Here is a 12,279-nt window from a genome sequence, read left to right as displayed (position 1 = left end):
GGCGCGGATGGCGCCGCCGTCCTGCGGGCGCTCGCCGAACGGCCCGGCCGGGTACTCAGCCGCGCCGAACTCCTGCGCGCCGCCTGGCCGGACGCGAGCGCCGACGAACACGCGGTGGAGGCGACGGTCGGCCGGCTGCGGGCCGCACTGGGGCCACACGCGGGGCTGATCCGGACCGTCCCCAAGCGCGGCTACCGACTGGCGGCGGGCTGATGCTGCTCGCCGTCGCGCACGGGAGCCGCGATGAGGCGGCGAGCACATCGATTCGCGCCCTGATGCGGACTGTTCGCTCACTGCGTCCTGAACGGGCCGTCCGCTGCTGCTTCCTGGACCTCGCCCGGCCGTCGCTCGCTCGTGCTCTCGCCCAGTTCGCCGACCAGCGCCCGGTCCTGGTGCCGCTGTTCCTCGGCACCGGCTACCACCTGCGCGTCGACCTGCCCGCCGCCCTCGCCGCCGCCGGGCTCCCGCGATGCCACCTCGCCCCCGCACTCGGCCCGCACCCGTTGCTCGGCGAGGCCCTCGCGGACCGCCTCGCCGAGGCCGGCGCCCCATCGCACGCACCGGTGGTGCTGGCCGGCGCCGGCTCCGCCGACCCGACAGCACTCGCCGACACCGCCCGGATGGCCGACCTCCTCGCCACCCGTCTCGGCCGCCCGATCACCGCCGCCCACCTGTCCGCCGCCGCACCCACTCCGCACCAGGCCGTCGCTGCCCTCCAGGCCGCCGGCCGCCCCGGGATCGCCGTTGCCTCCTACCTCCTCTCCCCCGGCTTCTTCGCCCGCCGCGCCGCCACCACGGCGGCACGGTGGACCAGCGCCCCACTGGCGGCCCACCCGGCCGTCGCCCACCTCGTCCTGCGCCGCTACGACGAGGCGAGGGCGGCCACGGCACTGCGATCGGCCGCCTGAGCCCGCCCGGTGGAGTGCGTGAGAAGTCGGCCTGTCCGACTTCTCACGCACACAGGCGCGCGGCCCGCGCCCCAGGACGCCCGGGGCACGGGCCGGGAACCGCACTCCGCGTGAGTCACGTCGTCAGGTGCTCGCGCCGACGCCTGAGCCTCACGGCAGCAGTACCGACACCGCCGCACGTCTACAGCTGGACGCGCCCGACATCGCCGATGAAGTCCAGCAGCCGCTCGTTCACCACCTCCGGCTGCTCCAGGTTGAGTCCGTGCCCGGCCTTCTCGACGATCTCCACCCGCACACCCGGGATCAGCCGCGTGACCCGCTCCACCACCTGGCGCGGCCGCAGCAACGCGCTGCGCCTGCCCACCAGGACGAGCGCGGGCAGCCGGATCGACGCCAACTCCTCGTCCGTGAAAGGCCGGGCCGGCGGGCGACTGCTCGGCTTGTAGCTCCGCATCGCGAGCATCAGCGGCGCGATCATCTCGCGCGGCGCACTCAGCGCCGGGTTGGCCAGCAGCCGCCCGACCGCGGGACGGAGCGGGCGCGGGGCGAGCATCCCGAACAGGCCGCCGATCATGTGGACGTAGAACCGCGCGGGGACCTTCTCGATCCCGCCCGGGTCGAGCGACGCCACCGAGGCGAGCCGCTCGGGCGCGTGGATGGCCTGGTTGAGGGCCAGCCAGCCACCGTACGAGACCCCGACCAGGTGCACCCGCTCCACCCCGAGGCCGGCCAGCACCTCCCCCAGCCAGGCCGCGTTCTCCTCCGACCCGGCCGCGACGGCGCGCTGCACGCTGCGGCCGGGGTCGTCCAGGGTGTCGATCGCGTAGACCGGGTGCCGCTCGCCGAGGGCGGCGATCTGCGGGTACCAGTTGGACGGGTGCCCGGCGTGGCCGTGCAGCAGGACGATCGGCTCACCGGTCGTCGCACCGTAGCGGTGCACGTGCACGGTCCCGTACGCGGTCTCGACATCGAGCTCCTGGCGCGGACTCGGCCAGAGCTCCATCGCCCGGTCGTACGCCGCAAGGAACTTCGTACGGGCTTCCTCGCTGACGAAGTGCCCGACGCTGGTCCTGGTCATGATCCCTCCCGACTTTGATGGTATGGTTGTACCACAAAAATATCCGGAAGGAACCCGATGCCGAAGCTGGTGGATCACGAGGAGCGGCGGGCACACATCATCGACGCCCTGCTCCGCTCGGCGGCGAGCAGCGGCCTGCACTCCGTCACCATGCGCTCCGTGGCGATCGAGGCCGGCGTCTCAGTGCGCCTCGTGCAGTACTACTTCGACACCAAGGAACAGTTGCTGCTCGCCGCCATGACCCGCCTGGCCACCCGCATGGGCGAACGGGTCCAGCAGCGCGTGCGCGCGACCGGCGCCACCACCGACCCGCGCGGCATCATCGAGGCGGTGCTGCTGGAGGCCGTCCCCACCGACGAGGAGAGTCGGGCCTTCCACCTCATCTACACCGAGTACGCGGTGCTCTCCGTCACCGACCCGGCGCTCGCCGGGCAGCCGTTCCTGGCGGCACCCGAGGAGATGGAGGCCTTCCTGGTCGCCCGGCTCACCGCCGCCCAGCAGGCCGGGGACGCCGATCAGCGGCTCGACGCCCGGCAGGAGGCCGTCGTCCTGCTGGCCGTCTCCGCCGGCCTGGGCCTCAGCGTGCTGCTCGGGCAGCGGACGGCGGAGGAGGCGGCCGCCGTCCTGCACTACCACCTGGGCCGGATCTTCCCCGGCTGACGCTGCGCCCGGATTCCTGCGATCCGAAGGAAGGCCCCGGCTTGATCTTCGACCGTTGCGGCGGGGGCTCGCTCAGGCCGCTCCGTCATCCCACCGGAACTCCGGACGGATCCCCCGAGTGATCAGGTCCCGCCCGAGGATCTGAAGCCGGAACATGGCCGCCACGTTCGGCGGCGCGCCGGACGTCCAGCACGTCTCCAGGTCGACCAGCAGCTTCGACAGGGTGCGGTTGAACTCGGTCGAGGGGTTCGGCCGGGCCGGGGAGGGCGCGAAGTCGTACACCGTCGGCAGGTTGACGGGAGCTCCGCTGAAGCTCCACTTGTCGCCGGTCCTGACCAGCCGCTTCTGGACGTAGAGCTCCTTGAACAGGTAGTAGTGCGCGTGGCCGCCCTCCCCCTCCCCCGGCGGCTGATCGGGCGAGCCCTGTGTCCCCTCCCCCTCGCTCTTGATCCGGTTGATCGTGTCGACCGCGTCGGTGACGGTTCTGATCGGCTTCGCGAATGGCACCTCCACCGCGTGGGCCTTCGGGTCGATCGCCGGCTCAAGCTTCTGGAACGTCTGGATGATCGTGTCGTAGAAGGCGCCGATCGTGGCAGGCGGCCGCCCGGCCCGCAGGGCGACCGGGGGGAACTCCGGGTACTCGATCTGCATGAACACCGCGAGCTGGTCCTTGACCAGCGGCTTCAGATCGACCGGAAGCTCCTGCGGAATGCCGCCGGGCAGTTCGTCGGCCGGATAGGCCGGCAGGAACTCCGGGTGCGCGATCGACGGCCGGCCGCCGATCGCGGCCAGCAGGTTTCCGGCCAGCGCGAAGTGGTTCATCTCCTGGCTGACGATTTTGTGCAGCACACCCTCGGTGCGGTCCGGGTCGTCCTTGACCGACCACTGCGCACACAGGTACGGCGGGATGGTGGCGAATTCCAGCCGCATCGCGAGGTGCAGGGCGCCTTTGAGGTCGTCCAGCGGCAGAACTCCCGCCTCGACGTACTCCCTGATGGTCTTCATGCGCGGAGTGCCCGCGGTCGCCGGATTCACGCTACAGCCCCAACTTCCTGAGTTCGTCGTCGATGATGCGCTGCGCCTCCGGCGGGACGCCCGGAAAAGCGAGCAGCGGTACGTTCCCGGCGTAACCGATCGCCTCGAAACCGACGTCGGAGGTGAAGTAGCCGGCGAGCAGCAGGGACCGGAACCTCGTGAAGAAGCTCCGGTCCGTCGCGGTGGTCGACGCGATCTGGTCGACGATCGTGCGCTGCCGGGAGCCCTCCAGTTCGACGAACCCCGTCCCGAACTGGCGCCGCGCCTGCGCGTCGACCGTGGCGAGGCCGGTCGTGATGACGGTCCTGTGGCCCTGCTGCGTCTTGTAGGGAGCGCTCACCCAGTCGTCGAAGAAGTCGGTGATCCCCATCGCACTCGGCGCCGGATACTCGGCGGTGCCCGGCAGGACGATGTCGGCGAGGGCCGCGACGAGTGCGCGCTCGCGCTCCGAGAGCGTGCGCGGCCAAGGCGTGTGCGGCGTCACGAGGTTGGGATCGGTGCCGTAGCCCTGCGGTGCGGTACCGACCCCGGCGGCACTGTGCTGGTCCATCTCTTCCTCTCGATTCCGATGTACCGTCATCCGGTTGTGCCCGCAGGAATGTTGGGCGCGCGGCGCGGTCAGATCCCGCCGCTCCTCAGCAGTTCGAGGATGCGGGCCGAACTCCGTGCGGCCAGGGCCAGGATGGTGAGCGTGGGGTTCTTGTCCGGGCTCGACGCGAACGCGGCGCCGTCGACGACGAACAGGTTCCTCACGTCCCAGCACTGGTTGTGGGCGTCGAGCACGGAGTCCTGCGGCGAGGTCCCCATCCGCGCGCCGCCGACCTCGTGCACCGCTCCGCCGCCCTGCGGCATCGCGACGGGACTGGTGTCCGGCGCGCCACCGAGCAGGCTGAAGACCTTGTTGAAGGTGTCGTGCATGTGCGTGACCTGCCGGACTTCCGGATCTCCCCATTTCCAGTGGAACCGCAGGGCCGGAACTCCCCACGTGTCCTTGACCGTCGGATCGAGCTCGCAGAACGAGTCCTCGTTCGGGATCATCTCGCCTTCGCCGATGAGGGTGACGGCCGTGCCGTATTTCCGCCGGACCTCCGCCCGCAGGGCGTCGCCGTAGGTCGCGCTGCCGTCGTCGATCAGGCTTCCGATGCCGGTGGTCGGCATCCTTCGGCCCCCGCGCGGCTCGATGTGGTACCCGCGCGGGAACCCGAGCTGCCCGGCGGCCTGCTCGGGCAGCAGCCACCACGGCACGTAGATGTGCGGGGTGAAGATGCCGTCGTCGTTCAGCACGGGGAGTTTTTCGAGCATCGGAATTCGCGACGAGCGCGAGAACTCGACCGAGTCCATCAGGTACTTGCCGACCAGCCCGTGGCCGTTTCCGATCCCGTTGGGGAACGCGGCGCTTCGCGAATTGAGCAGGATGCGCACCGACGAGCAGGTCCCCGCCGCCAGCACCACCACCCGCCCCGTGACCGAGAACGCGGAGCCGGTCACCCGGTCGTTGTAGGTGACCCCGGCGGCCCGCCCGGTCGCGTCGACGTCGACCCGGGACACCATGGCGTTGCACACGACGGTGAGGTTGCCGGTGGCGCGGGCCGGGGGAATGAGAACGGTCGTGCTCTGGAAGTTGGAGCGGCTGGCGCAGCCGCGGGTGCACTGGGTCGAGTAGAGGCACGCCGCGCGACCGTCCAACGGGCGGGTGAGCACGGCCGCCCGGATCGCCGCCACCTTCATGCCCAGGTGCTCGAACGCCCGGCCGAGGACGATCTCGAAGGCGCGCGGGGACGGCGGCGGGAGCTGGACGCCGGGCGGGGAGTCGGGGGCGTTCTCGATACCGTGGGGAAGGCCGGTGACGCCGATGAGGCGTTCGGCCCTGTCGTACCACGGCGCCAGGTCGGCGTACTCGATCGGCCAGTCGAAGCCCAGTCCGTCACGGGTCTTGGGCTTGAAGTCGTACGGTCCGAAGCGCAGCGCCACCCGGCCCCAGTGATTGGTGCGGCCGCCCAGCATCCGCGGCCGCCACCAGCTGAACTGATTCGACTTGTCCGGATTCGGGGGGTCCGCCTGGCTGTACGGCTCACCGGCGATCTGCGAGCCGCCGTCGACGGTGGCGTCGTAGAAGCCCTGCGGCTTGTCCGGCGTCGAGGCCGCCCGCAGCGGCGCGTCCTGCGGCGTGTTGAACATCGGCGTCTCGGTCCCGGGATCGTAGTCCCGGCCCGCTTCCAGCATCAGGACGCGAGCGCCCGCCGCACAGAGCTCGTGCGCCGCCATTCCACCCGCAGCCCCGGAGCCGACGATGATGACGTCGAACGCCTGGATATCGGACAAGATCCCACTCTTTTCACCGGATATCGCCGCGCGATACACAACCGTCACTGTCAGTGATCAGATCGTGACAAGTCTCGCAGAGGCCGCGACGAACCGCGACCGGTGGATCCAGGAGTGATCGTCGACCGTCCGGAAGAGCCCGCCTACGCGAACCGTGACCGGTGCACCGGTTCGCGGGGAACGCCGTGGAACACCTGCCGCGCATGCCACTCCCGGTGCCGGTTCGCGACCGGCGGTCGGCCCGGCTGCGGGCCGATGACCGGGCGTCCGGACAGCGCGAGCACGTGCCGGCGGCTGGCTTCGCTACGGCCGACGAAGCGGTCGGAGACCAGGATGCGACGGCCCTCCCCCAGCCCCAGCACGCCCTTGTCGAAGAGCTTGTGGTGCAGCGAACACAGGCACAGGCCGTTGTCGACCTCGTCCGGCCCGTCGTGCGACCACCAGCGCACGTGCGCGGCCTCCAGTCCGACCGCGCTCGCCCCGAGCGCTCCGTCGTAGCCGCAGAACGCGCACCGGAACTCGTAGGCGGTGAGTATCAGTTCACGCATCCGCCGGTCGCGCTGCCGCCGGGCCGCGGTGTCGGCCCCTCGCACGATGCCGGCCTCGGCCCGCTCCAGGTCGAGGCCGACCGCCTCGCAGAGGTCGGCGTGCAGGGACGTCGGGAAGTGTGCGTCCAGCAGGACCCTGGCCATCCGCCCCAGCAGCGCCGGCTCCTCACCGAGCGCCGTCCGCAGCTCGGGCACGAGTCTGCCGGTGGCCCCGCTCGACCGGAGAAGCCCGACCCCGCTGCCGGGGCTCCCCGGCCCCTGATCGGTCCGGACCTCCCACACCCCGTCGCTGACCAGGTGGTGGAACGGGTACGCGGGAGTCGTGGCGTGCGACGGCCCGTACTCGGCGAGCAGCCCCTTCAGCTCCGCCTCCACCGCGCTGTACCGCAGTTCGCCGTCCGCGTCCCGCTGGTGGCTGCCGAGGGCGTAGAGCAGCAGCAGCGGCTTGTGGGGCGCACGAACGCCGTTGTTCGTCCAGCGCCTCAGCCGCGCCACCCGATCGAGCCAGTCCATGCCCGCCAGCGTAGTTCGCGGTACGGCGTCGGGATCACCCCCGGCGGCCGAGCCGCCCCGGATCGGCGTCAGTCCTCGATCAGCGCGTCGTACTGGGCCAGGAGTTCGACCCTCGCGTCCTGGTCCGGCGCGAGCTCCAGGGCCGCCGCGAGGTGCCGCCGCGCCCGTCCGTCCCCGATGATCCCGTAGGCCGTCATCAGGGCGCCGTGCGCGTAGAAGTCGAGCCCGTCGGTGGCGGCGAGGCCTTCGGCCAGCCACAGCGCCTCGGCCACGTTTCCGAGACCGGCCTCCGCCTGCACCAGGCAGCGCTGGATGTCCGGGTTGTTCGGAGCCGCCCGGTAGCTCGACCGGAGGTCCCGGAGGGCGCCGTGGGCGTCAGCGGTTTCGGAGGAGGCGGTCGCGAGCAGCCGGTCCGGGTTCGGAGCGGGGGTGGGCGGGACCGACCGCCAGTGGTCGAGGTGTTCGGACCCGGGGGCGACCCGCTCCAGCGCCGACAGCGCGACGTGCCACTGTGCCTCGGCTCCCGCGTGGTAGCTCGCCGCCGCGAGGAGTTCCAGCACCTGCTCGTGACCGCCGTCGAGGTGGTGGGCCCGCTCCAGGACGCTCACGACGTCCGGCCAGTCCACGCCGCTGCGCGGGACCGTGGCCAGCTGGTACAGCACCTTCGCCAGGGCGAGGTACCGGGTCGTGTCGGCGGCCCCGTCGGAGGTCAGCAGGGTGAAGACGTCGGCCTGCTGCCGCAGGAGGTCCACGGTGTCCTCGTGCCACCGCAACCAGGCCCGGACGTCGGCGAGTTGCCGGACGGCCGCGGGCCATCCGGGGTGGGCAGCGAGAACGCGCTCCAGCTCCCGTGACGCCCGGTCCGCACTGCCGATCCGGGCGTAGGCGTAGGCGAGGTCGCACCGCACGCCCGGTTCCTCCGGCTGCAGGAACACCAGGAACTCCAGCAGCGGGACCGCCTCCGTGGGCCGCCCCGCGACCAGGTAGGCCGACGCCAGCGCGTGCAGGTCCCCCGCCTGCGTGCTCTCGAGCTGGGCCAGCCCCTTCAGGGCGGTCAACCACTCCGCGTCCAAGGTGGTGACGAACCGCTCGTAGCACTCGGCGGCCTGGGGATTCGAGTAGGCGCCTCGGTACTGCGGCTCCCAATCGATGGTCGGTTCCCCGCTCACATTCGCCTCCCCGGTCGCCTGTTCCCCTGCGTGGCACCCAGGCCCGTACCGTCTCACCCCGCACTGACAACCGCTCCGCCTGACGCCCGGTCAGCGGCCGCACCCGGCACGGCGCCTCCGTCACCCCCGCCGACCGCACCGCTGCTCCACGGCAGCCGAACCGCACGGCCGGATCACGCCCGTGCGGACGGCGAACGACAGGTGAACGCCGGATGGCCGGGGCCCCTCAGTGCGCGACCTTGTCGCTGATCAGCCGGGCGGCGAGCAGCCCGGAGGCCGCGGTGAGCACGGCCGCCGCCACGATGGTGGCGTTCAGGCCGAGTGCGTCGGCGAGGACTCCGGCGAGCAGGGCGCCGGCCGCGTAGCCGATGTCGCGCCAGAACCGGTAGGTACCGAGCGCGTTGGCCCGTCGGCTCGGGTGGGCGTGGTCGGAGACGGCGGCGATCAGCGCCGGGTAGACCATCGCGGTGCCGAGCCCGAGCAGCACCGCCGAGACGACGCCGGCCGGCAGCGGACGGTCGAGCAGCACCAGGGCCAGGCCGAGGCCGGCGGCCTGGACCAGCATGCCGGTGACGATGAGCGGCTTGCGCCCGATCCGGTCGGCCAGGTGACCGGTGGGGATCTGGCCGAGGCCCCACACCAGCGGGTACAGCCCCTTGATCAGGCCGATCGCGGCGAGGCCGAGCCCGTGGTCGGTGAACAGCAGCGGGAAGACGCCCCAGGTGAGGCCGTCGTTGAGGTTGTTCACCAGGCCGGCCTGGCTGGCGCCGCGCAGCGAGCGGTCCCGCCAGGAGGTGTGCGCGAAGGTCTGCCACAGACCGGGCCCGGTCGCGGGGCCCGGAGCGGCCCCGGGGTGCCGGGCGAGCTCCAGCGCGACGTGCGCCGCCGTGTCGCGGACGGCGAGGGAGAGCGCGAGTCCGGCGACGACGAAGACGACGCCGATCAGCTCGGGCGCCGGCCGCAGCCCGTACGAGGTGGCGAGGTAGCCGGTGAGCAGCGCGGTCACGCCGAGCGAGGCGTAGCCGGCCGCCTCGTTGAGGCCGGTGGCGAGCCCGCGCCGGGCCGGGCCGACCAGGTCGATCTTCATGTTGACGGTCATCGACCAGGTGAGGCCCTGGTTGATGCCGAGCAGCACGTTGGCGGCCACGATCCAGCCCCAGGCGGGCGCCCAGGCCAGGGCGAACGGGACGGGGATGCCGAGTAGCCAGCCCGCGACGAGCAGCTGCTTGCGGCGGAAGCGGGCGGTCAGCGCACCGGCGGCGAGGTTGGTGAGGGCCTTGGTGACGCCGAAGGCGATGACGAAGGAGAAGACGGCGAGGTCGCTGGTGAGGTGGAAGACCTCGGAGCCGATCAGCGGCACGGTGGTGCGCTCCAGCCCGACCAGGCCGCCGACGGTGGCGGTGACCACGACCAGCAGGGTGAACTGGAGCCAGTTCTCCCGCAGGCCGAGCCGCACCGGGCGGGCGGCCTCGCGCACTGCCTCACCCCCGAGCTCGCGGGCGGGTGCGCCGGGGGGCGTGGTGCTCATCGGTCCTCCTGTGATGACGGGTACGGTCTCGCCCGGTTGCAGCGGCCGACGCTTTCGACAATATTCCATGGATTTATGGAAGATTGCCCTGAGCTCGGAGAACACCCGTCGAGGCAGGTCCGGTACGCTATTCCATGGAACCTTGGACAAAGGGCTCCGGAGCATCGGGCAGGAGGACGCGATGGCCATGAGCGAAGCGAAGGCGCAGCTGTACGACGCGTTCGCGGCCAGCGGCAAGGCCCTGGCCAGCGGAAAGCGCCTGGAGCTGCTCGACCTGCTCGCCCAGGGCGAGCGCACCGTGGACGCGCTGGCCAAGGCGGCCGGGCTGAACCTGACCACCGCCTCGGCCCACCTCCAGGCGCTCAAGCAGGCCGGCTTCGTCGCCACCCGGCGCGAGGGCGTCCGCATCCACTACCGACTCTCCGGCCCGGACGTCGGCGAGTTGCTCGCTCTGCTGCGCAGGGTCGCCGAGCGCCACCAGGCCGCGGTGCCGCCCGCACTGGACGCCTATCTGGGCGAGGACGGCGCGCAGGAGGTCGGCAACGAGGAGCTGCGCGCCCGCGCCGAGGCCGGCGAGGTGCTCGTGCTGGACGTGCGCCCGGTGGAGGAGTACCTGGCCGGGCACATCCCCGGCGCGCTCAACATCCCGGTCGACGAGCTGGCCGAGCGGCTGGACGAGCTGCCCGCGGACACCGAGGTGGTCGTCTACTGCCGCGGCGAGTACTGCGTGCTGGCCTACGACGCGGTCCGCCTGCTCGCCGCCCACGGACGCCGGGCGGTCCGGCTCGACGACGGCATGCTGGAGTGGCGCCTGGCCGACCTCCCGGTGGCCACCGGATCCTGAACCACCCCGCTCGGATGGCTCGTTGAGGACGGCCGGGCGTGCTGCCCGACGGAGGCTCAGCCGCCGAGGACGCCCGGCAGGCCGACGGTGACTCCGTCCAGGGTGTGCGAGCAGACGCAGTCCCGCTCGGCGGGCAGGCTCTCCAACGCCTTGAACAGCACCGTGCGCAGCCGGTCGGCGTTCCCCACGAAGACCTCCAGCACCTCCGCGCAGGTGACCCCGTCCCCGCTCCACACCCCCGCGCCGTGGTCCGTCACCAGCGCCAACGACGTGTAGCAGAGCCCGAGTTCACCCGCCAGCACGGCCTCCGGGTGCCCGGCCATACCGACCGCCGACCAGCCGTTGGCGGAGAACCAGCGGGACTCGGCGCGGGCCGGGAAGCGCGGCCCCTCGATCACCACCAGGGTGCCGCCGTCCACCGGCTCCCAGGCCGTGTCGCGGGCCGCCGCCAGGGCCGCCCACCGCGCACGGCCCGAACACCTGCCGCACGCCCAGCGCGTGCAACGCCCAGAGGTTGGCCCGGTAGTCGATCCGGTGCGGCGGCGGACCGTGACCACGCCCGTGCCGGGGCAGGAAGGCGACCCGGCGGCCGGCCACCTCGCCCGGGAACAGCGCGTCGCTCGGAGGCCCGTACGGCGTGTCGACCCGAACCTCGGTCACCTCGTCCAGCAGCGCGTGGAGCCCCGAGCCGCCGATCACGCCCAACTCGGCCCGTATGGCGCCCTGATCGACCGTCATCGTTCGCACCCTCATTCGAGAGACGTGGCCACTGTGGATCAGCGGGGACTGCGGCGGGTCACGAGGAGTACTGCCGATCGGCCGCGGGCCACCGGGGTGGTCCCGGGCCGCCGTGCGGGTGACCTGTCGGACGTGTCGGACCCGGAACGCGCCGTCCGGTGTGCGTCGGTGGGAGTGCGCCGTCCGCGGACGGCGCCGGTCCTGTTCCCCAGTCTGAGAGCCGCCGATGCTTGCCACCGATCGTCTGCGCCACATCGTCCCGACCGCGCTCTGCGCCCTCTCCGTGGCCCTCGCCGCCCCAGCGGCCCACGCCGCGCCACCGGGCCGCGGCAGCGGGTCCGACCCCGGAAGGGCGAGCGGCGGCTCGTACGACTGGGACCGCGTGGCGGCCTGCGAGAGCAACGGTAACTGGCGCGTCAACAGCGGCAACGGCTACTACGGCGGCCTCCAGTTCGACCAGTCCACCTGGCGGGCGAACGGCGGCCTCGCCTACGCCCCGCGCGCCGACCTCGCCACCCGTGAGCAGCAGATCGCCGTCGCCCAGCACCTCGCCGAGCGCCGCGGTCTCTCTCCCTGGCCGGTCTGCGGCGCCCGCTCCGCCCGCAGCAAGGGCCGCGAGGCCGTCCTGCCGCCCCCGGCGGCCGCCCCCGCGGCACCCGAGCCGGCCAGGGCCGCACCCGTGGTCACCGAGCCGGCCCGGCGCAGGCCGGAGGCCGGCACCTGGACCGTCCGCGACAACGACACCCTCTCCGAGGTCGCCGAGCGCCTGCGCGTCCCCGGCGGCTGGCCCGCGCTCTACGACCTCAACCGCGCCACCGTCGGCGAGGACCCGGACCTCATCGTGCCCGGCCTGGTCCTCGACCTCCCCTCCTGACCCCTCCGACCCACCGACCCGCCGACCCACCGACCCGCCGACCCGCCGCCCGCGCCCACCCC

The 12,279-nt window shown here is 72.5% G+C and carries 12 protein-coding genes and 1 pseudogene; 5 read left to right on the top strand and 8 right to left on the bottom strand.

Translation table 11 applies throughout. From position 1 onward, the window contains the following. Both KS423_RS24240 and KS423_RS24235 read left to right on the top strand, forming a co-directional pair. On the top strand, positions 1 to 213 hold a 213-nt coding region (locus KS423_RS24240), incomplete at its 5' end, for a winged helix-turn-helix domain-containing protein (protein WP_224281794.1). Next, the gene (locus tag KS423_RS24235; protein ID WP_224281792.1) at positions 213 to 908 is read left to right on the top strand and encodes a CbiX/SirB N-terminal domain-containing protein; all 696 of its coding nucleotides are present in this window, start codon (positions 213 to 215) and stop codon (positions 906 to 908) included. The genes KS423_RS24240 and KS423_RS24235, both read left to right, overlap by 1 nt. Positions 909 to 1,089: 181 nt before the next feature. On the opposite strand, the gene KS423_RS24230 is transcribed toward KS423_RS24235, so the two are convergent. Then, a complete protein-coding gene (locus KS423_RS24230; RefSeq protein WP_224281791.1) occupies positions 1,090 to 1,986 on the bottom strand; it encodes an alpha/beta fold hydrolase in 897 nt (298 codons plus the stop codon). A 57-nt stretch (positions 1,987 to 2,043) separates the two neighbouring features. Here KS423_RS24230 and KS423_RS24225 point away from each other — a divergent pair, with 57 nt between their 5' ends. After that, positions 2,044 to 2,646, top strand: coding sequence for a TetR/AcrR family transcriptional regulator (locus KS423_RS24225; RefSeq protein ID WP_224281790.1), 603 nt, complete (start codon positions 2,044 to 2,046; stop codon positions 2,644 to 2,646). Positions 2,647 to 2,718: 72 nt separating this feature from the next. Here the strand turns inward: KS423_RS24225 and KS423_RS24220 are convergent, their stop codons facing one another. The 6 genes from KS423_RS24220 to KS423_RS24195 all read right to left on the bottom strand — a co-directional run bounded on the left by KS423_RS24220 (position 2,719) and on the right by KS423_RS24195 (position 9,761). Further along, positions 2,719 to 3,651: a ferritin-like protein gene (locus tag KS423_RS24220; RefSeq protein WP_224281789.1), complete on the bottom strand. Its 933-nt coding sequence runs from the start codon at positions 3,649 to 3,651 to the stop codon at positions 2,719 to 2,721. Positions 3,652 to 3,682: 31 nt separating this feature from the next. Next, on the bottom strand, positions 3,683 to 4,231 hold the full coding sequence (locus KS423_RS24215) for a gluconate 2-dehydrogenase subunit 3 family protein (protein WP_224281788.1): 549 nt from the start codon (positions 4,229 to 4,231) through the stop codon (positions 3,683 to 3,685). A gap of 68 nt (positions 4,232 to 4,299) precedes the next feature. Continuing rightward, positions 4,300 to 6,003, bottom strand: coding sequence for a GMC oxidoreductase (locus KS423_RS24210; protein WP_224281787.1), 1,704 nt, complete (start codon positions 6,001 to 6,003; stop codon positions 4,300 to 4,302). Between the two features lie 143 nt (positions 6,004 to 6,146). Beyond that, positions 6,147 to 7,064, bottom strand: a complete 918-nt coding sequence (locus KS423_RS24205) for a phosphorothioated DNA-binding restriction endonuclease (RefSeq protein WP_224281786.1) — start codon at positions 7,062 to 7,064, stop codon at positions 6,147 to 6,149. Between the two features lie 68 nt (positions 7,065 to 7,132). Next, positions 7,133 to 8,233, bottom strand: a complete 1,101-nt coding sequence (locus tag KS423_RS24200) for a tetratricopeptide repeat protein (RefSeq protein WP_224281784.1) — start codon at positions 8,231 to 8,233, stop codon at positions 7,133 to 7,135. A gap of 226 nt (positions 8,234 to 8,459) precedes the next feature. Continuing rightward, on the bottom strand, positions 8,460 to 9,761 hold the full coding sequence (locus tag KS423_RS24195) for an MFS transporter (protein ID WP_224281782.1): 1,302 nt from the start codon (positions 9,759 to 9,761) through the stop codon (positions 8,460 to 8,462). A gap of 181 nt (positions 9,762 to 9,942) precedes the next feature. On the opposite strand from KS423_RS24195, the gene KS423_RS24190 reads away from it, so the two are divergent. After that, positions 9,943 to 10,605 carry a metalloregulator ArsR/SmtB family transcription factor gene (locus KS423_RS24190; RefSeq protein WP_224281781.1) on the top strand — a complete coding sequence of 221 codons (663 nt, stop codon included), beginning with the start codon at positions 9,943 to 9,945 and terminating at the stop codon, positions 10,603 to 10,605. A gap of 56 nt (positions 10,606 to 10,661) precedes the next feature. Here KS423_RS24190 and KS423_RS24185 read toward each other — a convergent pair. Next, a pseudogene (locus tag KS423_RS24185) lies at positions 10,662 to 11,343 on the bottom strand (5'-methylthioadenosine phosphorylase). Between the two features lie 226 nt (positions 11,344 to 11,569). Between KS423_RS24185 and KS423_RS48105 the strand changes: the two are divergent. Beyond that, positions 11,570 to 12,217 carry a transglycosylase family protein gene (locus KS423_RS48105; protein WP_308020241.1) on the top strand — a complete coding sequence of 216 codons (648 nt, stop codon included), beginning with the start codon at positions 11,570 to 11,572 and terminating at the stop codon, positions 12,215 to 12,217. The last annotated feature ends 62 nt before the right edge of the window (positions 12,218 to 12,279 follow it).

Source organism: Streptomyces sp. LS1784 (genome assembly GCF_020103755.1).
Lineage (GTDB): Bacteria > Actinomycetota > Actinomycetes > Streptomycetales > Streptomycetaceae > Kitasatospora.
This window is presented reverse-complemented; position numbering and strand designations above follow the sequence as displayed.